The sequence below is a fragment of the Embleya sp. NPDC055664 genome (assembly GCF_053618075.1).
In genome coordinates, this window is sequence record NZ_JBSHGZ010000001.1 from 43407 (window position 1) to 65362 (window position 21956).

15 protein-coding genes are annotated in these 21956 nt (G+C 70.9%); 14 read left to right on the plus strand and 1 reads right to left on the minus strand.

Annotated features, from left to right (window positions below; translation table 11 throughout):
- Positions 1 to 22 precede the first annotated feature (22 nt).
- The 8 genes from ACWGR4_RS00195 (at position 23) to ACWGR4_RS00230 (ending at position 12102) form a co-directional block, all read left to right on the plus strand.
- Positions 23 to 961, plus strand: a complete 939-nt coding sequence (locus ACWGR4_RS00195) for a MerR family transcriptional regulator (RefSeq protein WP_452133934.1) — start codon at positions 23 to 25, stop codon at positions 959 to 961.
- Between the two features lie 42 nt (positions 962 to 1003).
- Positions 1004 to 2932 (plus strand): 3' terminal RNA ribose 2'-O-methyltransferase Hen1, encoded by a 1929-nt coding sequence (locus ACWGR4_RS00200; protein WP_452133933.1) that lies wholly within the window; start codon positions 1004 to 1006, stop codon positions 2930 to 2932.
- Entirely contained in the window at positions 2929 to 5529 is a 2601-nt protein-coding gene (locus ACWGR4_RS00205; protein ID WP_452133932.1) for a polynucleotide kinase-phosphatase, read from the plus strand. The genes ACWGR4_RS00200 and ACWGR4_RS00205 overlap by 4 nt, the downstream gene beginning before the upstream one ends.
- Positions 5530 to 5804: 275 nt before the next feature.
- Positions 5805 to 7241, plus strand: coding sequence for an APC family permease (locus ACWGR4_RS00210; RefSeq protein ID WP_452134081.1), 1437 nt, complete (start codon positions 5805 to 5807; stop codon positions 7239 to 7241).
- Positions 7242 to 7362: 121 nt separating this feature from the next.
- On the plus strand, positions 7363 to 8589 hold the full coding sequence (locus ACWGR4_RS00215) for an arginine deiminase (RefSeq protein ID WP_379996267.1): 1227 nt from the start codon (positions 7363 to 7365) through the stop codon (positions 8587 to 8589).
- Between the two features lie 135 nt (positions 8590 to 8724).
- On the plus strand, positions 8725 to 9726 hold the full coding sequence (argF, locus tag ACWGR4_RS00220) for an ornithine carbamoyltransferase (RefSeq protein WP_379996269.1): 1002 nt from the start codon (positions 8725 to 8727) through the stop codon (positions 9724 to 9726).
- A gap of 155 nt (positions 9727 to 9881) precedes the next feature.
- Positions 9882 to 10817 (plus strand): carbamate kinase, encoded by a 936-nt coding sequence (arcC, locus tag ACWGR4_RS00225; protein ID WP_379996271.1) that lies wholly within the window; start codon positions 9882 to 9884, stop codon positions 10815 to 10817.
- A 229-nt stretch (positions 10818 to 11046) separates the two neighbouring features.
- Entirely contained in the window at positions 11047 to 12102 is a 1056-nt protein-coding gene (locus ACWGR4_RS00230; RefSeq protein ID WP_452129952.1) for a hypothetical protein, read from the plus strand.
- 935 nt (positions 12103 to 13037) lie between these two features.
- On the opposite strand, the gene ACWGR4_RS00235 is transcribed toward ACWGR4_RS00230, so the two are convergent.
- The gene (locus tag ACWGR4_RS00235) at positions 13038 to 14348 is read right to left on the minus strand and encodes a TerD family protein (RefSeq protein WP_379996275.1); all 1311 of its coding nucleotides are present in this window, start codon (positions 14346 to 14348) and stop codon (positions 13038 to 13040) included.
- Positions 14349 to 14646: 298 nt separating this feature from the next.
- On the opposite strand from ACWGR4_RS00235, the gene ACWGR4_RS00240 reads away from it, so the two are divergent.
- The 6 genes from ACWGR4_RS00240 (at position 14647) to ACWGR4_RS00265 (ending at position 21897) form a co-directional block, all read left to right on the plus strand.
- Positions 14647 to 15501 (plus strand): ABC transporter permease, encoded by an 855-nt coding sequence (locus tag ACWGR4_RS00240; RefSeq protein WP_452129953.1) that lies wholly within the window; start codon positions 14647 to 14649, stop codon positions 15499 to 15501.
- Positions 15494 to 16303, plus strand: a complete 810-nt coding sequence (locus ACWGR4_RS00245) for an ABC transporter permease (protein ID WP_452129954.1) — start codon at positions 15494 to 15496, stop codon at positions 16301 to 16303. Before ACWGR4_RS00240 ends, ACWGR4_RS00245 begins: the two co-directional genes overlap by 8 nt.
- A 38-nt stretch (positions 16304 to 16341) precedes the next feature.
- A complete protein-coding gene (locus tag ACWGR4_RS00250; protein WP_452129984.1) occupies positions 16342 to 17289 on the plus strand; it encodes an ABC transporter ATP-binding protein in 948 nt (315 codons plus the stop codon).
- 329 nt (positions 17290 to 17618) lie between these two features.
- Entirely contained in the window at positions 17619 to 18020 is a 402-nt protein-coding gene (locus ACWGR4_RS00255; RefSeq protein WP_452129955.1) for a hypothetical protein, read from the plus strand.
- Positions 18021 to 18337: 317 nt separating this feature from the next.
- The gene (locus tag ACWGR4_RS00260) at positions 18338 to 20167 is read left to right on the plus strand and encodes a hypothetical protein (RefSeq protein WP_452134158.1); all 1830 of its coding nucleotides are present in this window, start codon (positions 18338 to 18340) and stop codon (positions 20165 to 20167) included.
- A gap of 92 nt (positions 20168 to 20259) precedes the next feature.
- Positions 20260 to 21897 (plus strand): BCCT family transporter, encoded by a 1638-nt coding sequence (locus ACWGR4_RS00265; protein WP_452129957.1) that lies wholly within the window; start codon positions 20260 to 20262, stop codon positions 21895 to 21897.
- The last annotated feature ends 59 nt before the right edge of the window (positions 21898 to 21956 follow it).

The following is a 21956-nucleotide window of genomic DNA, read 5'->3' on the forward strand; positions in this document are numbered from 1 at the left end:
GGTCGGTCGGGAGGTGATGAGGATGTTCCTCGGCATCGGAGACTTCGCTCGCGCCACGGGCCTGACCGTCAAGGCCCTGCGCTGGTACGACGAACAGGGCGTATTGGTACCCGCCGACGTGGACCCGGGCACGCGGTATCGCCGCTACTCGGTCGGCCAACTCGAACAGGCGGGCGTGGTCCGCGCGTTGCGGGCGGCGGGAGTGCCACTCGCGGAGGTACGGATCGCGGTGGCCGCCGGCGGCTCCCCGCAGCAGGCCCTGCACGCCCGTCGTGAGGCGGTGCGCGTCGAACGGGCTCGCGAGGACCGGGCGCTCGCGGCGGCCGAGCGGGTGCTCGCCGGCACGGAGGCGCGCTACGACGTGCGGTTGCGGCCCATCCAAGCGCAGGCGTGGGTCGGCGTCGTCGAGTACGTCGCGACGCCCGGGGGCGGCGCGGAGCCGGCGGGTGGGGGCGCAGGTAGTGCGGGCTCGGGCGCGGTGGTCGCGGGGGCGGACGGGACGGTCGTGGACGCCGATGTCGCGGTCGAGGAGGCACTGTTCGACCTGTACGCGAGTCTGGCGGCGGACGGGATTACTCCGAGCGGCCCCTTCTGGCTGGACCTGGGCCGACCCACCGCGGACGCCGGCGCCGAGGTCGTGCTGTGCCTGCCGCTGTCCGCGCCGGCGCCCGAGGGCTGGTCTGTTCCGGGCCGGCGGACGGTCGCCGGCGTGCGCCCGGCCGGTCGCGAGCTCGCCACCGACCACGCGGTCACCGACGACGACCCCGACGACGACACCGCCGTGCATCCGGCGTTCGCAGCCCTCGTTCGCGCCGCCGCCGAACGGGGCTTGTCGATCGACCTGGGCACGCTGCGACAACACTGCCCGCGCGAGGTGCCGGGCGCGCCCGGATCCGGGACGTCCGGGACGGCGGTGGAACTGTCCGTGGCGGTCGAGGGCACGCACCCGACGGGCGAATAAAGCGATCGTCGACACCGGTACATCTGACACATAATCGGTCCGGTGTTCCTGACCATCGCAACCACGCATCGGCCCGCCACCGACCTCGGCTTCCTGCTGCACAAGCATCCCGGGAAGGCCCAGCGGTTCTCCACCACCTATGGCAACGCCCACGTCTTCTACCCCGAGGCGGACGAGGCACGCTGCACCGCGGCGCTGCTGCTCGACGTCGACCCGATCGCGCTCACGCGCGGGGTCAAGCGGGGCAAGGGGGCCAAGGGCTCGCCAGACCTCACGCTCGCGCAGTACGTCAACGATCGGCCCTACGCCGCCTCGTCGTTGCTCGCGGTCGCGCTCGGCACGGTCTTTCGCACCGCGATGCAGGGGCGCTGCGACGCGCGCCCCGAACTGCCCGCGATGGCGCTGCCGCTGGAGATCGAGGTGCCCGCGCTTTCCGCGCGCGGGGGCGCGGAGATGGTCCGGCGGCTGTTCGAGCCGCTGGGGTGGCAGGTGCGGACCGAGACCGTGCCGCTGGACGCGGGCTTCCCGGAGTGGGGTGAATCGCGTTACGTGCGCCTGGCGTTGACCGGCACCATGCCGCTCGCGGAGGCGCTGCGGCAGCTGTACGTGCTCCTCCCGGTGCTGGACAACGCGAAGCACTACTGGGTCGCGCCGGACGAGGTGGACAAACTGCTCCGCGCCGGCGAGGGCTGGCTGGCCGCGCACCCGGACCGTGACCTGATCGCGAGCCGATACCTCGCGCGCCGAGCCACCCTCACCCGCAGCGCGATCGAACGACTGGCCGAAGTCGACGAGACGGCACCGGAAGACCTCGACAACGCGATACCGGACGAGCCGGATGAGGACCCGGGGCCGGGATCGGGGCCTGCGGTCGCGACTGACGACGCAGCTCCCGCAGCCGTCACGGTAGCGAGCGCCGGCGTTGCGCCTGCGCCTGCGGGCGTCACGCACCCTCCGGCGACCGGTATGCCGACGCCCGCGACCGCCGCGTCCGCGCCTGCGGCCTCGGATGTTGCGCCTGCGGGTGCGGGTGCGACCTCGGGCATCGCGCCGGCGGGTGCGCCTGCGGCGGGTATGTCCGTACCTGCGGCGTCGAACGCTGCGCGTGCGGGTGCGAGTGCGTCTGAGACCGCGGGTGTTGCGCCTGCCGGTGCGCTTGCGGCCTCGGGTGTTGCGTCCGTGCCCGCGACCGGTGTCGAGTCGTCTGCGCCCGGGACCTCCGTTTCTGCGGGCGGGGTCGCCAGCGGGGTCGGCCTGTCGCTTGCCCGGCAGCGGCGGGACGCGATCCTGGGGGCCCTGCGGGCAGCCGGCGCCGAACGGGTGCTCGACCTCGGGTGCGGTGACGGCAAGTTGATCGGAGCCCTGCTCGGGGAACCGCGTTTCCGCGAGATCGTCGGCGTCGACGTGTCCGTTCGCGCGCTCACCATCGCCGAGCGCAAGCTCAAGCTCGACCGGATGTCGGAGCGCCAACGCGGTCGAGTGCGCCTGATCCAGGGCGCGCTGACCTACACCGACAAACGGCTCGTGGGCTACGACGCGGCGGTGCTGTGCGAGGTGATCGAGCACCTGGACGAACCGCGCCTGCCTGCCCTCGAGTACGCGGTACTCGGCGCGGCCCGACCGGCGACCGTCGTGGTCACCACGCCCAACGTCGAGTACAACGTCCGCTACGCGCCCGAGGAACCGGGCGGCCACGGCCTCGCCGCCGGCGCCATGCGCCACGGCGACCACCGCTTCGAATGGGACCGCGCGACGTTTCGTGCCTGGGCCGAACGAGCGGCGGCGACCTACGGCTACGCGACACGCTTCGAGCCGGTCGGCGAGGTCGACTCCGAGGTCGGCCCCTCCACCCAGATGGTCGTGTTCACCCGTACCGACGTCGGCGCGGGCGCGATCACCCACAACGGCGACAACGACACCCCCACCCCCACCACCCTCACCGACGACGAAGGCACCGGAGCGACGGCATGACCCACGACGCGAGCGCCCGCCGCGCACTGACCATGCCCGACCTGTGTCTGGTGGTCCTGATCGGCACCACCGGCGCGGGCAAGTCCACCTTCGCCCGCACCCACTTCAAGCACACCCAGGTCCTCTCCTCCGACTACTTCCGCGGCTTGGTCGCCGACGACGAGAACGACCAGTCGGCCTCCGGCGACGCATTCGAACTGCTGCACCACGTCGCCCGCATGCGTCTCGCCTCCGGCCGGCTGACCGTGGTGGACGCGACCAACGTGCAGCGCGAGGCCCGGGCGCAACTGATCCGGATCGCCCGCGACCACGACGTGTTCCCGGTCGCGATCGTGCTGGACATACCCCAGGACGAATGCCAGGCGCGCAACGCCGAGCGCCCGGACCGCATGCACCTGCCCCCGCAGGTGATCCAGCGCCAGCACCGCGACATGCGCCGCTCGCTGCGCGGTCTCCAGCGCGAGGGCTTTCGCCGGGTGCACGTGCTCTCCGGCACCGACGAGGTCGCGCGCGCCGAGATCGTCCACGAGCGCCGCTACAACGACCTGCGACACCTGACCGGCCCGTTCGACGTGATCGGCGACATCCACGGCTGCCGCGCCGAATTGGAGTCGCTGCTGGTCGAACTCGGATACACGCTCACCCGCGACGAGGCCGGGCGGGCGGTCGACGCGGCGCACCCCGAGGGCCGCACCGCCGTCTTCGTCGGCGACCTGGTCGACCGCGGGCCGGACACGCCCGGCGTACTGCGCCTGGTGATGGGCATGGTCGGTGCCGGACACGCCCTGTGCGTGCCGGGCAACCACGAGAACAAGCTGGTGCGCGCGCTCAAGGGCCGCCAGGTCAAGACCACCCACGGCCTTGCCGAATCGCTCGAACAACTGGCTGCGGAGAGCGAGGAGTTCCGCGCCGAGGTGGTCGACTTCTGCGAATCCCTGGTCAGCCACTACGTGCTCGACGGGGGTCGCCTCGTGGTGTGCCACGCCGGTCTGCCGGAGAAGTACCACGGCCGGATGTCCGGGCGGGTGCGCAGCTTCGCGCTGTACGGCGACACCACCGGCGAGACCGACGAGTACGGCCTGCCGGTGCGCTACCCGTGGGCCGACGAGTACCGCGGCAAGGCCACCGTGGTCTACGGTCACACGCCCACGCCACGTGCCGTGTGGGTGAACAACACGATCTGCCTGGACACCGGCGCGGTGTTCGGCGGCGAGTTGACCGCGCTGCGCTGGCCGGAGCGCCAACTGGTCGCGGTACCGGCCGAACAGGTTTGGTACGAGCCGGTGCGACCGCTCGCCTCCGCCACCCCCGGCGGTCGCGACGGGCGCGCCCTCGACCTCGGCGACGTGCTGGACCTGGCCCCCGGCGGGGTCGGTCGCCGGCACATCGAGACCGCCGGCGCGGGCCTGGTGACGGTGCGCCAGGAGAACGCGGCCGCGGCCCTGGAGGTGATGAGCCGGTTCGCCATCGACCCGCGCTGGCTGGTCTACCTGCCGCCGACGATGGCGCCCTGCACCACGAGCACGCTGCCCGGTCTGCTCGAACACCCGGCCGAGGCGTTCGCCCAGTTCCGCGCGGACGGCGTCACCCGGGTGATCTGCGAGGAAAAGCACATGGGCTCGCGTGCGATCGCCCTGGTGTGCCGGGACGAGGCCGTCGCACGCGAGGCGTTCGGCGTGGACGAGGGGATGGGCGCGGGCGCGGTGTGGACCCGCACCGGGCGTGGCTTCTTCCCCGACCGAGCCACCACCGACGGCTTCCTCGACCGGGTGCGCGGGGCGATCGACGCGGCGGGCCTGTGGGCCGAACTGGACACCGACTGGTTGCTGTTCGACGCCGAGCTGATGCCCTGGTCGGCCAAGGCGCAGGAGCTGCTGCGGCAGCAGTACGCGTCGGTGGGCGCGGCCGCGACCGCCGCGCTGCCGGTCGCCGGCGCCGCGCTGGCGCGTGCACTCGAACGCGGTATCGACGTCGGGGACCTGGCCGACCGGATCGCCGGACGCACGGCCAACGCCCGCGCGTTCGTGGACGCCTACGGCCGGTACTGCTGGCCCACCGACGGCCTGACCGGGCTGCGCTTCGCCCCGTTCCAGGTGCTCGCCGGCCGTGGCGGCTCCTACCTGGGCCGCGATCACGAGTGGCATCTCGCGCTCGCCGACCGGCTGGTCGCGGCCGACCCCTCCGGGCTGCTCGCGCCCACGGGGCGACTGGTCGTGGACGTCACCGACGAGGAGCAGGTCGCGGCCGGCATCGCCTGGTGGACCGAACTGACCTCCACCGGCGGCGAGGGCATGGTGGTCAAGCCGCTCGCGGGCGAGGCCGACCGGGTCGCCAACCGGCGCGTGCAGCCGGGAGTCAAGTGCCGCGGCCCGGAGTACCTGCGGATCATCTACGGCGCCGACTACACCGAACCGGTGAACCTCGACCGGTTGCGCGACCGCGGCCTCGGCCACAAGCGCTCGATGGCACTGCGCGAGCACGCGCTGGGCGCGGAGGCGCTGGCGCGGCTCGTGTCCGGCGAGGCGCTGTGGCGCGTGCACGAGGCGGTCTTTGCCGTACTCGCGCTCGAATCGGAACCGGTGGACCCGCGACTTTGAGTCCACGCCACCTATTCGCAGCAAGGGCGGCATCCGCGGAAACGCGGATGCCGCCCTTTTGTAGGTGAATGCCGGAAACTTCGGGTATGTCGCTTCAAAGCCATGTGCCGATTGCGGCGGGTCGAAGGTCCCGGGTCGATCGGTCCGAGCGTCGCCGCAGGTGGGGACCTGTGTCGGAGGTCGGGGACCCGGGTCCGGGTGCAGGATTCGAATGTGGCGGAAAGCGGCGCCGAACACACTCGACGCCGGTCGCCTCGACACACGGAGGAGCAGCGATGAGCCACGCGGTGGACCCCGAGTCCCCGACCGTCACATCGGCGCCCCCACCCGCGGCGGACGACTCGGATCCGGCACAGGGCACCCTCGGCCTGCCACAGGCGACCGCGCTCGTGATCGGCGGCGTGGTCGGCACCGGCATCTTCCTGCTGCCTGCCACGCTCGCCAAGTACGGCACCATCAGCATCCTCGCCTTCGGCCTAGTCACCGTCGGCGCGCTGGCGATCGCCGCGATCTTCGGCAAACTCGGTGCCCGCGTCCCCGCGGCCGGCGGCCCGTACGCCTACGCCCGCGAGGCGTTCGGCGAGTTCCCGGGCTTCCTGAACGCGTGGTCCTTCTGGATCACCGCATGGGTCGGCAACGCGGGCATCGCGGTGGCCTGGGTCGGCTACGTCAACTACTTCCTGCACTGGGACTCCACGCCGGGCAAGATCGTGATCGCGCTCGTCGGCCTGTGGATCCCGGCCCTGATCAACCTGTCCGGCGTCAAGAACATGGGCCTGTTCCAGGTCGTCACCACCGTGCTCAAGTTCGTCCCGCTGATGTTCGTCGCCATCGTCGGCCTGTTCTTCATCGACAACGCCAACTTCGGCCCGTTCAACGCGAGCGGCAAGAGCTTTCTCGGCGCCCTCCAGGTCTCCGCCGCGCTGGTGGTGTTCGCCTACTCGGGCATCGAGGCCGCCTCGGTCGCCGCGGCGAAGGTCAAGGACCCCCGACGCAACATCGGCAGGGCCTCGATCCTCGGCACGCTCGCCTGCGCCGCGGTGTACATGCTGAGCACGATCGCGGTGATGGGCAACGTGCCGCACGGCGAACTCGTCGACTCCTCGGCCCCGTTCTCCGACGCGCTGAACAATATGTTCGGCGGGAGCGTCTGGGGCGGCCTGATGGCCGCGATGGCGATCGTCTCCGGGATCGGTGCGCTCAACGGCTGGACCATGCTGTGCGCGGAGATGCCGTACGCCGCGGCCAGGGACGGCATGTTCCCCCGCCCGTTCGCCGAGGTCAACCGGGCGGGGGTGCCTGCGTTCGGCATCCTCGTCGCGACGGTCCTGACCTCGGTCGTGGTCGCGGTGAACTACCTGTGGTCCGAGGACGCGTTCGAGACGATCCTGCTGCTCGCCACCGTCACCACCGTGATCCCGTACCTGTTCTCCGCGTCGGCGCAACTGTTCTGGCTGGTCACCCGTGAGCGCCCGGTCTCTCGCGCGGCGCTGGCCAAGGACCTGGTCATTGCGGTCGTGGGCTTCGCGTTCACGCTGTGGATGGTCTACGGCGCGGGCTCCGACGCGGTGCTCAAGAGCCTGATCATGCTGCTGCTCGGCATCCCGGTCTACATCTGGGTCAAGGCCGCGCGCGGCGAGTACGGCCCCGGCGGCGCCGAGGCGCCACCCACCGAGCCGGCGGACATCACCGTCGACATGCGCGGGCACTAGCGCGGTGCGCGCCCGGCGCGCGCATCGTGTCCCCACGAACCGGAAACACCATCCGCAAGCCTGTCCGGTCCCGACGACCGGCACGTACACCGCAGTTCGCAACGGTCAGGAGGACCATTCCATGGGGTTCCACGTCGAGTCGGAGACCGGTCGTCTCAAGCAGGTGATCCTGCACCGTCCGGACCTGGAGATGAAGCGGCTGACCCCGACGAACAAGGACGAACTCCTGTTCGACGACGTCCTGTGGGTCAAGCGGGCCCGCGAGGAGCACGACGCCTTCGCGGACGCGCTGCGCGATCGGGGCATTCGCGTACACCTGTTCACCGACCTGCTGCGCGAGACCCTCGCGAGCGAGCCGCCGGCGAAGAAGATGGTCCTGGACCGAGTCTTCGACGAACGTGAGTTCGGCCTGCTCGCGGTGGATGAACTGCGCGGCCTGTTCGAGGGCTTCGACGTCAACGAACTGGTGCGCTACCTGGTCGGCGGGATCACCAAGCGGGAGATCCTGGAGTACATGGAGGAGCCGCACAGCGTCGCGTTCCACACCATGGACGTGGACGACTTCGTGCTCAAGCCGCTGCCCAACCACATCTTCACCCGCGACACCTCGTGCTGGGTCTACGACGGCGTTGCGGTGAACGCGATGACGATGCCCGCCCGCCGGCGCGAGACGGTGCATTTCGAGGCGATCTACACCTACCACCCGAACTTCGCCAAGGGCGACTTCAACGTGTGGAACCCCGGTCAGAAAAGCTTCCCCGCGACGATGGAGGGCGGCGACGTCCTGGTCATCGGCAACGGGGCGGTACTGGTCGGCATGAGCGAGCGCACCACCCCGCAGGGCGTCGAGGCGCTGGCGCGGGCACTGTTCAAGCACGGCTCCGCGACCAAGGTGGTGGCGCTGAGCATGCCGAAGAAGCGCGCGTTCATGCACCTCGACACGGTGATGACGATGCTCGACGGCGAGACGTTCACCAAGTACGCGGGCATGGGCATGCTGCCCTCGTACACGATCGAACCGGGCGACCACGAGGAGGCGCTCAAGGTCACCGACCACCCCGCCCACGACATGCACAAGGCGATCGCGAGCGCGCTGGACCTGTCCGACATCCGAGTCCTGGCCGCCACCCAGGACGTGCGCTCGGCCGAGCGCGAGCAGTGGGACGACGGGTGCAACGTACTGGCCGTGGAGCCCGGCGTGGTCTTCGCCTACGAACGCAACGTCACCACGAACACCTTCCTGCGCAAGAACGGCATCGAGGTGGTCACCATCCGTGGCAGCGAACTCGGCCGCGGCCGCGGCGGACCGCGCTGCATGAGTTGTCCCGTCGAGCGCGAGGCCGTCTAACCTGGCGGTTTGCCGATCCGTACGACCGTCGCCCGACCGTCGTGCACCCACGTGCGATCCGTCGAACCCCCCGTGTCCGACGGCTCCCCGATCCCCCGGATCCCCCGATCCCCGTTCGAAGAGAAGCCCGGAGCCATGGCCTTCAATCTGCGTCACCGCAACTTCCTCAAGGAATTGGACTTCACGCCCAAGGAGTTCAATCACCTGCTCGACCTCGCCGCGGACCTGAAGGCCGCGAAGTACGCGGGCATCGAGCAAAAGCGCCTCGTCGGCAAGAACATCGCGCTGATCTTCGAGAAGACCTCGACCCGCACGCGGTGCGCGTTCGAGGTCGCCGCGTACGACCAGGGCGCGGGCGTGACCTACCTCGACCCGAGTGGCTCGCAGATCGGCCACAAGGAGTCGATGAAGGACACCGCGCGGGTGCTCGGCCGGATGTACGACGGCATCGAATACCGAGGCAGCAAGCAGGAGTACGTCGAGGAACTCGGCAAGTACGCGGGCGTGCCCGTGTGGAACGGCCTGACCGACGAGTGGCACCCCACGCAGATGCTCGCGGACATGCTCACGATGCGCGAACACTCGGACAAGCCGCTGCACCGCGTCTCGTTCGCCTACCTCGGCGACGCCCGCAACAACATGGGCAACTCGCTGCTGATCACCGCCGCGATGCTGGGCATGGACGTACGCATGGTGGCGCCCGAGGCATTGTGGAACCACCCGGAGATCGTCGACAAGGCCAAGGAGATCGCGGTCGGGACCGGAGCCACGATCACCCACACCACCGACGTCGCCGAAGGCGTCAAGGGCGTGGACTTCCTGTACACCGACGTGTGGGTGTCCATGGGCGAGCCCAAGGAGGTCTGGGACACCCGGATCGCGCAACTCAAGGCGTACCAGGTCAACATGGACGTGGTGAAGGCGACCGGGAACCCCAAGGTCAAGTTCATGCACTGCCTCCCCGCCTTCCACGACCGCAACACCGCGGTCGGTCGGGACATCTTCGAGAAGACCGGCATGGAGGCGCTGGAGGTCACCGACGAGGTCTTCGAATCGGAGTTCTCGATCGTCTTCGACGAGGCCGAGAACCGCCTGCACACGATCAAAGCCGTCATGGTCGCCACCCTCGGCGACTGACACGCGGCAGGAGGATCGGCGCGGCCCGGGTACCGGACCACCGGTACCCGGGCCGCGCGTGGTTACGGAACGCCCTATTCATCCCGCTTTGCCGCGACGATCGCGATCGGCCGACCGCCGTTTGCGATCTTCGCCCCGGACCGAAGGGATCCACCATGCGCGTCGTCGTCGCCCTCGGCGGAAACGCGATGCTTCAGCGCGGGGACAAGCCCGACGCCGACATCCAACTGCACAACATCCAAAAGGCGGTCAAGTCACTGGCCCCGTTGGCGCGTGAGCACGAGCTGGTGGTGACCCACGGCAACGGTCCCCAGGTCGGCGTACTGGCCCTGCAATCCGCCGCCGACCAGTCGCTCAGCCAGCCCTACCCGTTCGACGTGCTGGGCGCGATGACCCAGGGCATGATCGGCTACTGGCTGCTCCAGTCGCTGCAGAACGCGCTGCCCGGCCGCCAGGTGTGCTCACTGATCAACCAGACCCTCGTCTCCACCGCCGACCCCGCCTTCCAGGACCCGACCAAGTTCGTCGGCCCCGTCTACGAGGAGGACGAGGCCAAACGGCTCGCGCAGGAGCGCGGCTGGATCGTCAAGCAGGACGGCAAGTGGTGGCGCCGCGTGGTGCCCTCGCCCAAACCCGCGCGCGTGGTGGAGACGCGGCTGATCCGCCAACTGCTCGCCTCCGGCGCGGTCGCGGTGTGCGCGGGCGGCGGAGGCGTGCCCGTGGTGCGCAACGAACTCGGCCAGCTCACCGGCGTCGAGGCCGTGGTGGACAAGGACCTCACCGCGGCGCTGCTCGCCGAAGCCCTCGACGCCGACGCGCTGTTGCTGCTCACGGACGTGCCCCGAGTGATGCGCGGATTCGGGCAGCCCGACGCGCAGGAGATCGCCAACGCCACGCCCATGCAACTGCGCGCCGGCGACTTCCCGGCCGGGTCGATGGGGCCCAAGGTCGACGCCATCTGTCGGTTCGTCGAGATGACCGGTGACATGGCGGCGATCGGCGCGTTGGATCAGGCCGCGGAGATCCTGCGGGGCAATGCCGGGACGATCGTCACGCCGAGCGGCAAGTATCCGGAGACCAGCCTGCTCTGATGGGGGTTCGGGGGTTGGTGCTCGGTGGTGGGCGCTCGGTGCCTGGTTTTCGGTGCACAGCGATCGCTGGTCCTCGGTCGGCGGTCCAAGGTCGGTCGTCGGCGCGGACGGCCGGGGTGGTTCGGGACGCGGCGGGCCCGCGGGAACGCGGGTTCGCCGACGATCTTTTCGAGCGCGGATCGGTAAAGGGTCTGGTCCGATCGACCCGTGTGCTGTGACCATGTCGAGCATGGCCGTCTCCGTGATGCCTGCCGCCGACACACTCGCCCGAACGCTGCTCGCCGCCCGAGGCGCCGAGTGGGGGGATTGGTCCGTCGAAGCCCTCCAGGAGACCGCCGGGCGGCTCGGCTGGGAGACTCGCCGGGACGAGGACGGGCGCCTGGTGATCGAGACCGGCATCCCCGGACTGCTGTGCCGGGGCGATCCCGGCGAGCATGCCGAGGGAGCGCCGTGCGTACGCCTCACCGCTCCGCTGCCGGTCCGCGTGGATCCACCGCCGCCGATGCCGGGCCTGCAGGGCCCCGTGGTGCCCGGCCAGTACGCCTACGGTGGCGGAGGCGGGATCGGCGCCTGGGGCACGGTGCCCTATGTCCGCGACCGCGGGCGGGAGTTGGACGCCGCGCACACCCGGCTCGGCGCGGCGCTCACCGCGACCCTGGGGCCCGCGCCCTGGCGTGGCGGGCCGGCCGCGTGGTTGCGGTGGCGGTCGCGCCGGATCACCCTGCGGCTCTCGCGTGACGACGCGAACGAGGCGCTGGTGATGGAGTTGTTCCCCACCCGCGCGGGCGAGGCCTTCGAACGGCGCGGATTCGAGCGCGCGGAATCGCTCGCCGGACTGCCGTACATCTGGTGCGTCAGCCGGCCCGACATGAGCCTGGCCGAGCTGTTCCTGCCGTTCGGGCCGGACCCGCGCGACTGGGCCGACTTTTGCGACGCGCTTCCGCGCGTACTGTCCTCGCTGGTGGTGGACATGCCCCTGGTCGGATGGGTGGAACCGGTGCTGCTGGTCTTGGGCGACGTCGCCGAACCCGCGCACACGGCCGAGATCCGGGTCGGACAGGACCGGCTCGAACTCGGCAACATGCCGGGCAACGGACGCCAGGTCTGGCTGCGCCCCGGCGCCGAACACGCGGTCGCGGCCGCCGAGTCGATCCTGGAGGCATTCGCCCACTGGGGCATCGACGGCGTCCGCAGACTGCGCACCCGGGCGTGGACGTCCGGCGGTTACGTCGACCTGCCGGGCATCGGCGTACGCCCGGAGGGAACCCACCCGGACGACGCGTGAGCGGGAATGAGGCGGCCGTCCGGGCGTAGGGCGACCGCGGGCCGGCCGCAGGCGCCGAGTGGCCGCACTGGAGGCGCCTGCATGGGCTTAAGGCGACTGCACCGGCTGCAAGCGCCGAATGGCTTGACCGGCGCGGGCGCAAGGATGCGCCTGCGACCGCGGTCATGTCCGCAACTGCGCCTGCACTTGCGGGCGTCCCCGCGTCGGTGAACGCGCACGTGCCTGCGACCGTGCCCAACGCCCGCCCGCGACCCCCGAGTCGCCTGCGACCGGCGATGTGCCCGCAACCGCCGACTCGCCTGCGACCTCCGACGTGCCCGCAACCACCGAGCTGCCCGCGATCGGCGATGTGTCCGTCCCGCGACCGCGCCCGACGTCTGCGCGCGCGCCTGCGCCTGCCTGGGCCGTGCACCTGCGCCTGCGACTGCCGTGACCGCACTCGCAATCGTGACGGTGCCTGCGCCCGCGACTGGCGTGATGGCACTTGCGACCGTGATGATGCCCGCGCCCGCGACTATCCGTGATCACTCGCGACCAGGGGGGCGTCCGTGGCCTGCACCTGCGACCGAATGCTCCTGCGACCACCGGCGCGCCTTGGTTCCGGCCGCCGTGAGTCCACGCCCGCGACTACATTCGTGCGCCTGCGCAGTCGACCAAGTGCACACTCGCCATCCCTCCCGTGCGCCGCAACGGCGACAGAGGCCGCGCCTGCGACCACATTTGCGCGCCTGCGCCCGCGACCAAGCGCATACCCGCGATCGCTTCCGTGCGCCTGCGCCTACGGCTGCAACCGCGACCGAGGCCGCACCTGCCACCGCTCTCCGGGCCCGTGCGCCTGCGACCAAGTCCATGCCCTGTGAGTGCCCGCGCCCGAGGTCGCGCCCGCGCCCGTGCCCGCGACGTGTGCGAGCTCGGGTGCGGGCGTCGGCTTCGCGTCAGTCCTTCGTGCCCGCCCGCCACTGCAGGCCCCAGCCGTACGCCTGGTCGACCTTCTCCTGGTTGCCCTTGATGTAGCGCACCTCGCGCTGGATCGTCAGATCCCCACCCTGGTTCTGCACCAACGCGATCGCGCACGACCGCGCCGCGCCACCGGTCTCGTCGAGCCTGATCTCCAGCTCGGGTCCGGTCGCCGGCGTCAACGTCACCACCGCCTGTGCGTCGTCGAACGTCACACCCTTGTAGATGAACGCGAAGATCAACAGGCGCTTGAAGCTGCTCTTGTGATCGAGGTTGATGAACAGGTTCTCGCCGGCGGCATTGGCGCCCGTGCGGTCGTCGCCGTCCAGGTACACGTACGGGGGCGAGTCGGCCGAGCCGAACGAGTTGCCGAGCGCCTGCACGATCCCCTTCCTGCCGTCGGACAGCTCCCACAGGCAGCACAGGTCGAGGTCCGTCGGCCCCATCAACCGCTTGAGCATGCCGCGCCCGGGAGCGGCCTGAACCCAGTTCAGGTTCACCCGCATCCGACTCCCGGTGATGCCTTCCTTGCTCAGCGAGACCATCGGCGACGCCTTGGTCAACGTCACCTTGCTCAGCCGCACCGGCGGCCGGGCCGGATTGCTCGGGGCCGGCGACTGCCGGGTGACGGGCGGCGGCGTGGAGGCGGGCCGCGGCGCCGGCTCCGGCTTGCGGACGTTCAGCCGGGGCGGAGCCGGCTGCTGCACCGGCGGCGGAGGCGGCGGCGGCGCCTGCACCCGCGGGGGAGCGGGCGGCGGCGGGGCGGTCACCGAGATGCCGAAGTCGGTGGCGAGCCCTTCCAGGCCGGTCGAGTAGCCCTGCCCGATCGCCCGGAACTTCCAGGCCCCGCCCCGGCGATACAACTCGCCCGCGAGCATGGCGGTCTCCACGGTGGCGTTCGCGATGTCGAACCGGACCAGGTCCACCTCGGCCCCCGGGTCGCTCACCAGCAGGTGCAGATCCCGGATGCCCGCGAAGGTGCCGTTGTGCGCCGACGCCGCGAGCACCACCCGATCCACGCTCGCCGGCATCGACCCGAGATCGATCTCCAGCGCGTCCCGCGACCAGGTCCCCTCGTCCTTGCCGACGTGTCGCACCGCGCCGGACGGATGGGCCGGCTGGTTGTAGAACACGAAGTCGGCGTCACTCGCGACGCGACCGGACGCGCCCAACAACAGCGCCGACGCGTCCAGACCGGGTGTACCCGGCCCCGGCCGCCAGACGAGGACCGCGCGCACCTTCGCGGGGGTCACCGGCGTGTTCTGTCCCTTGCCCAACTGCTGCACCATGGACACGATCGTCACACGAGTGTGCTCATCGGTTCATCCCTTGACGCGAAAAAATCAGGTGCCCACTCGTACGGGTGAGTAAAACCTGGATGAAACGTACCCGAGTGTCCGCTATTCTTGCTCGCCTTGCCCGGGGTGTTGCGGGCCGGAGTCGGCGTTCGTCACGCATCAGACTCCGCGCAACGAAACCAAGAGTGAGCATCCCACGCCTCCGACCGAGGTCACTCCGGTATGCCCGGACTCGCGTGCCTGTTCGGCTCCGCCGACGCCGCACGCCGCCCGGGGAAGGGATTTCACCATGTCATTCGCTTCCGCGCGCCCGCTGCGGCCCGACCGTCCGCCCGATCGCCGGGCCCGCCTGTACCGCTTCGGCGCGCTGTTCGGCGCGGGCTTTCGCCGCTGGTCCACGTACCGCCAGGCGGCGCTCGCCGGACTGTTCACCAACATCGTCTTCGGTGTGATGATCTACTCGCTGCTGCGTGCCCTGGCCGACGACGGCCGCCGGCCGGGCGGCTACGACACCACCCAACTCGCCACCTACGTCTGGGTCGGCCAGGGCATCCTCAGCGTCGTCCACGTGTGGTCCTGGAACGAGCTCGCCGACCGCGTCCGCAGCGGAGACGTGACCGCCGATCTGCTGCGCCCCATCGACCCCTTCGAAGCGTTCCTGGCCGCCGACCTGGGGCGCGCCGCCTACGCGGTCCTCGCCCGCATGGTCGTCCCCGTCCTCGCCGGCAGCCTGATATTCACCCTGTACGTCCCGCATCGCCTCTACACGGTGCCGCTGTTCGTCATCTCGCTGACCCTGGGCACGGTGCTCAGCTTCGCCCTGCGCTATCTGGTCAACCTCGGCGCGTTCTGGCTCCTCGACGCGCGCGGGCTGAGTGCGGTGTGGCTGCTCGCCTCCGGGGTGTTCGCGGGCACCTTCTTCCCGCTGCGCTTCCTGCCCGAGTGGGCGCAGGCGGTGTTGTGGTTCGGTACCCCGTTTCCCGGGTTGTTCCAGATCCCGCTCGACGTGCTGGTCGAACGTCCCGGTCCCGCACAGCAGATCGGCAGCGTCGTCCTGCAACTGGTGTGGATCGCGATCCTGATCCCGCTCGTGGCGCGCGTGCAGCGCGCCGCCACCGACAGGCTGGTGATCCAGGGTGGCTGAGCCGGGAGTCGGACAGGCGTACGTGCGCCTGGTGCGGGCCCAGATCCGCAGTCAGACCCAGTACCGGTTGTCGTTCGGCATCGATGTCGCGTCCTGCGCGCTCGGCACGCTCGTCGAGGCCGCGGTGGTCCTGGTGGTATTCCGCGTCTCGCCGACGGTCGGCGGATTCGGGCTGCGCGAGGTGTTGGTGATGTCCGCGCTCGCGGCCTTCGCGTTCGACCTTGCGGACCTGCTGGTGGGCAACATCGAACGTCTGTCCACATATGTTCGCAAGGGCACGCTCGACACCATCCTCATCCGCCCGCTGCGCGTGTTGCCGCAACTGCTCGCCACCGACTTCGCGTTGCGCCGCGTCGGGCGTGTGGCGCAGTCGTCGGTGCTGCTGGTGGCAGTCCTCGTATACGCCGACATCGACTGGACACCGGCGCGCGTGCTGATGCTCGCGCTCACCCCGCTCGCGGGCTGCGCGCTGTTCGCGGCGGTGTTCCTGCTGGGCGCCTGCGTTGCGTTCTGGTTCGTCGAATCCGGCGAGATCGCGAACGCGTTCACCTACGGCGGCAAGGAGTTCGCCCGCTATCCGGCGACGATCTACCCGGGGCTGCTGCGCCGGGTGTTCGGGTACGGGGTCGGCCTCGCGCTCGTCGGCTATCAACCCGCGCTGTTCCTGACGGGGCACGCGGATCCGCTCGGCGGGCCGAACTGGCTCGCCTGGTCCTCTCCGGCTGCCGCCGCGCTCGCCTGGACGATCGCGCTGCTGGTGTGGCGGACGGGGATTCGGCACTACAGGAGTACGGGATCGTGATCGACACCGCGACCGAGACGATGATCGAGACCGACACGATGATCGAAGTGCGCGACCTGCGCAAGGAATTCACGATCAAGCGCAAGATAGGCCGGGTGCGGCGGGAAACGCGGACGGTGTCCGCGGTCGACGGCGTCGAACTGAGCATCGCCCGGGGCGAGATGGTCGGCTACATCGGACCCAACGGGGCCGGCAAGTCGACCACGCTCAAGATGATGACCGGGATCCTGACCCCAACCTCGGGCCACATCCGCGTCTGCGGACTCGAGCCGGTGCCCCGCCGGCGCCGGCTCGCCCGCCGGATCGGGGTGGTCTTCGGGCAGCGCTCGCAACTGTGGTGGGACCTACCGCTGCGCGAGTCGTTCCGGCTGTTGGGCGCGGTGTACACGGTGCCGCGCGTCGACCACGAGGCCCGGCTCAAGCGATGCCGGGCGATGCTGGAACTGGACGAGTTCATGGACACCCCGGTGCGCCAACTCTCCCTCGGGCAGCGCATGCGCGGCGAGATCACCGCGGCGCTCCTGCACGGACCCGACGTGTTGTTCCTGGACGAGCCGACGATCGGACTCGACGTGGTCAGCAAGCAGTCGCTGCGCGCGTTCCTGGCGGACATCGGCGCCGGCGGGGAGGTGACGACCGTCCTCACCACCCACGACCTCGCCGACATCGAACACCTGTGCCGACGCCTGATCGTGATCGACCGGGGACACGTGGTCCACGACGGCACGCTGGAGGCCCTGCACGCGCGCTATGGCTCGCGCCGGCGAGTGGTGGTCGATCTGGACGAGGCACGCGAGCTGGATGTGCGCATGCCGGGGGTTACGGTCGAGGGCGCCGAGGCGGACGGTCGCCGGGTCACCTTCGCGCTGGACGGGGTGCCTGCGGGGGAGTTGATCGCCAGGATCGCGCGCGACGGTGGGTTGCGGGACGTGTCCGTGCGCGAGCCGACCATCGAGGAGGTGGTGGCGCGGTTGTATCGGGAGTGACGGGGCGCGTCGGGTGGCTGGAGAGCGGGCCCGGGCGGTGGTTCCGGAAGCGGGCGCCGGCGGTGCGTGCGCCGATCGACGCGCCGTGGACCGGGTGGGTGCCGGAACGGCGGGCACGGCCCCGGTTTGAGGGATTGCCCGCTGCGGGCGTGTGCCGCCCGGGAGGAGAGTCTTCCTCAGGGAGGACGGGACATGGCGCATGGTGAGGAGGAAGTCGTCGGTGCCGCGCTGCTGCGCTGGGCGGACGGGCGGTTTCCGTTGCCGCCGATCCGGGGCATCGCTGGTACACCGCTCGAGGGGGCGTCGTCGCGGCCTTGGCCGGGGCCGCGGTGACCCTGCGGGCGGCGGACCCCGACGCGAAGGCGACGGGGTGGGTGGGCGACGCCGACCCGGACCAGTTGCGGATCCTCGCCGCTGCGTCCGCCCGTCCTCCCGTCCTCGTGGTGGTGGGCGCGGCCGGGACGGGCAAGACCAGGACCGCCGCGATGATCATCCGGCGGGAGATCGACACCGGCGGTCGGGTGCTCGTGGTGACGCGACAGCGTTATGGCGTACAGCGGTTGTGGGCGGAACTCGCCGACGTCGGGGTCGACGTCGGGGCGCGGGTGCCATCCCCGGCGCGGGTGCGGGCGGGAGGTGGGGCGCCGGCGAGGGGGCGGGTGTCGAGGACGGTGCGGTGTTGGATCGGCACAGGCGTGCCATGGTCGAGCCGTTCGGCGCCTGGGGGTTGACCCTGCACGGGATCCAGGACCACCTCGTCGGGCGGGAGCCGTGGCCCGGGCCCATTCTCGATCCCCGGCGCGCGGCGGAACTCGATCCAGGCGAGGTCCGGCGGCTCGGATGCGACCTCGAGCGCTTCGCGGCGCGCGGGCGGGCTGCGTGACCGTGTGTGGCACGGGGTAAAGATCGACACCCCCGAGCAGGCGCGGACCATGGTCGGCGAACTCGCCGAGTTGCGCGCCCGCTTCCGGGTGATCCGGGCGGCCGCGAGGCGGGCCCGAGTGCATCCCGATCGGCCCGAACCGCGCGATCCGGCCGAGTGGGCCGCGTGTCTGGCCCTCGTCAAACGGGTGCGAGAGTTCTCGGTCGGCATCGATCCGGGGGTCTCGTCGGGCCGTATTCGATCCGGCAACTGCTGGCGACCACGCACTGGTACGGCCGTCCCGCCGTCCGCCGCCATCTGCGCGAGCACACGCGCTTTCCCATCGATCGGGGCGGGATGCGGCTCGCGCTGGCGGAGGCACGGGCGCTGCGTCGGCTCTTCCGGGAGCAGCCGGGCGGACTGCCCGAGGCGCCGTTCCTGCGGGCGATGGTGCCGGCGTGGGCCGACTCGGAGCACGAACGGCAGGCGCTCGCGGCGTACGCCGAAACCCTGTTCCCACCCCTGGGCCTGGCGGCCGACACCTCGTTACCCGACATCGCGACCCACCTCGACCGTTTCGCCCGGTCGATCTCGGCGAAGGGCGTGTCGCCGGAGGTACTCGCGGACCGCTGTCGCTCGTATGCCCGACTGGCGACCGCCGGCCTCGCCCCGCTCGTCGCCAGCCTGACGGCGCGGACGGTGCCGGCGGAACAGGTCGCGGACGAGTACGAGCGATTCCTGTACACCTCACTCGCACACGCCGCGACCGCCGGCGACCCCGGCGGGGTGGTGGGCCTGCAGGCGCACGCGCATCGCTATCGGACCCGAGCGGCGGCGACTGCGGGCGCGGGTGGACCCGGGTCGGTAGCACTCGCGGGTGGGCGGATGCGGTTGCAGGCGATGCCGGCAAGCGTGCCGGTGCACGTGATGTCGCCGCGTGCGGCGCGGCAGTTGCCGGATAGCGCGCACTTCGACTTGGTGGTGGTGGACGACGCGGGGACGGTGAGCGAACGCGACGCGACCCCGGCGCTGTTGCGGGCGGATCGGGTCGTCGTGATCGGTGACCCCCTGGGGCCGGAGCTCGGCGATCCGGACGGCCCGGTCGAACCCGGCGACCCCGGTTCCGAAGGCGACCTGCGGTCGGTGCTCGCGTCGGTGAGCCGCTTCGTCGGGCCGATCCGGATCGGCTACCCGCACCGTGCCCTCGACGAACGGCTCGCGCTGCCTTCGGACGGCGCGACCGCCGCCCTCCCGGGCGTGCGCGGGGAGGTGGCCGTGCGGCACATCGTGTCGGTCGAGGACGATGTCGCGGCGGTGGTCGAGACGGTGCGGGAATACCGGGCACGCGATCCCGACGAGAGCGTTGCCGTCGTCACCCTGGGTGGGTCGCAGGCGCGCCGGATCCAGGCCGCGCTGCCGGCGGGGCGCTCGGGCCCGGACCTCGTGGTGGGTCGCGCGGCGGCCCTTCATGGCGGCGAGTGGGACACGGTGCTCCTCAGCGTCGGGGCGAAGCGCGATCGCGAGGGTCGACTGATCCATCGATTCGGCGCGGCGACCATGCCCGGCGGGGACGCACTCGTTGCGTCGGCGGTGTCCCGTGCACGGCGGCGACTGATCGTGGTGACCGCATTCGAGGCGAGCGAACTCGACCCGGCCCGACTGCGCGCACGCGGCGCACGGCTGTTGCGAACGGTGCTACGGCACGCGGCCTCGGGCGGGTGCGGCCGTGGGAGGTCCGAGGGCGAGGCAGCGGTCGCGAGGGCGCCGGCGCGCGTGAAGGCGGTCGCGGGCGTGCGGCTCGGCGGGAACAGGCGCGACGTCGACGGCCCGGACGTGTTTCATGCGGACGTGCTCGATCGGCTGAGGGCGGCCGGTCTCGACCTGATGTACGAGTTCGGGGGCCCTGCGGGTGTTGTGATTGCGCTCCCCGAGCGTCCGGCTGACCTTGGTGCGGGTGCGGGTGCCTGCGAGCGAGTGAGGGTGGAGGCCGTACGGATGGCTGCGACAAAGGAGTGACACTCACGTTCGACCCGGCGCGCCCCCCTCGTCCCGATCCGCGAGCCCGCACGATGTGATGCGGGGCATACCCAGACGAAAAGGATGACTCAGTGAGCGGATCGAGCCGGGACGCCGCAGCCGCGCCTCGCGTGGACCCGGTCGTCGCGGGCATCGGCTTCGCCGCTGTTCTCGCCGTCGTCCTCTGGGGCGTCTTCGCGAAGGGTTCGCTCGATACGGCGGCATCGACCGGCCTCGACTGGACGATCCGCAATTTCGGCTGGTTGTTCGTCGTCGCCGCCGACCTTTTCCTGGTGCTCGCGGTGTTCATCGCCCTGTCGAAGTACGGTCGGATCCGCCTGGGCCGAGACGACGACGAACCGGAGTTCGGCACCGGAGCCTGGATCGCGATGATGTTCAGCGCGGGCATGGGCATCGGGCTGATGTTCTACGCGGTGGCCGAGCCCATCCAGCACTTCACCACCCCGCCACCGGCCTCGGGAGCGGTCCCGGAGACCCCGGGCGCGGCCGGGGCGGCGCTCGAATGGACGTTGTTCCACTGGACGTTGCACCCGTGGGCCATCTACGCGATCGCCGGCCTCTCCCTCGCGTACGCGACCTTCCGGCGCGGTCGGGGAAATCGGGTCAGCGCGGCATTCGTGCCGCTCCTGGGTCGGCACGCGGACGGTGCGGCGGGCCGGGCGATCGACCTGCTCGCCATCTTCGCGACCGTGTTCGGCTCGGCCACGAGCCTCGGTCTCGGTGCCCTCCAAGTGGCCAAGGGCCTCGACCTCACCACCGACATCGAGGACACCTCCACACTGCACGTGGTGATCATCGTGGCCCTGACGGCCGCGTTCGTGGTGTCCGCGTTCAGCGGGATCCATCGCGGCGTCAAGTGGCTCAGCACGGCGAACGTGCTGCTCGCGCTGATGCTCATGTTGTTCGTCTTCGTGGTCGGCCCGACGGTGTACGTCCTCGGCGTGTTGCCGGCCTCGGTCGGCAGCTACCTCAACGACCTGCTGACCACGGCGACCCGCACCGGAACCTTCGGCGGCGACGCGTGGATGGGCTCCTGGACGATCTTCTACTGGGCATGGTGGCTCTCCTGGGCCCCCTTCGTGGGGACGTTCATCGCACGCATCTCACGCGGCCGGACGGTCCGCCAGTTCGTGATCGGCGTACTGCTCGTACCCAGCGGGGCGAGCACCGTCTGGTTCGCGGTGATGGGCGGGACCGCGCTGCGGATGCAACAGACCGGCACGGCCGACCTGGTGGCCAAGGTCGCCGAGGGGCCGGAATCGGGGCTGTTCGCGATGCTGGACGCACTGCCCCTGTACGGCGTCACCGCGACCGTGACGATGGTCCTGGTCGCGCTGTACTTCGTCACCGGGGCCGACTCGGCGTCTCTGGTGCTCGGTTCGCTGACCAGCCGGGGCTCACTGAGGCCGGGTCGCCTGCTGGTGGTCGTATGGGGCGCCCTGATCGGCGCGGTCGCCGCTGTACTGCTGGTCGCGGGCGGGCTCAAGTCTCTTCAGCAGGCGACCATTCTGGTCGCGTTGCCGTTCGTGTTGGTGATGATGGCGTTGTGTGTTGCGCTGTTGAAGGACCTGAACAGCGATCCGATGGTCGCCGCGGGTCCACGACGGATGCGGGCGCGCGGTCTGTCGGACGCGGTACGCACGGCGGTGGGCGCCGAAGACGACGGTGTCGAGGCCGAGGCCTTCCATCGACACCACGGCGGGATCTGAGCGCGCCGATCCGACTCGAAGGCGGCGCCGTGGCCGGGCCCGCGGGCCCCGTCCGCCGA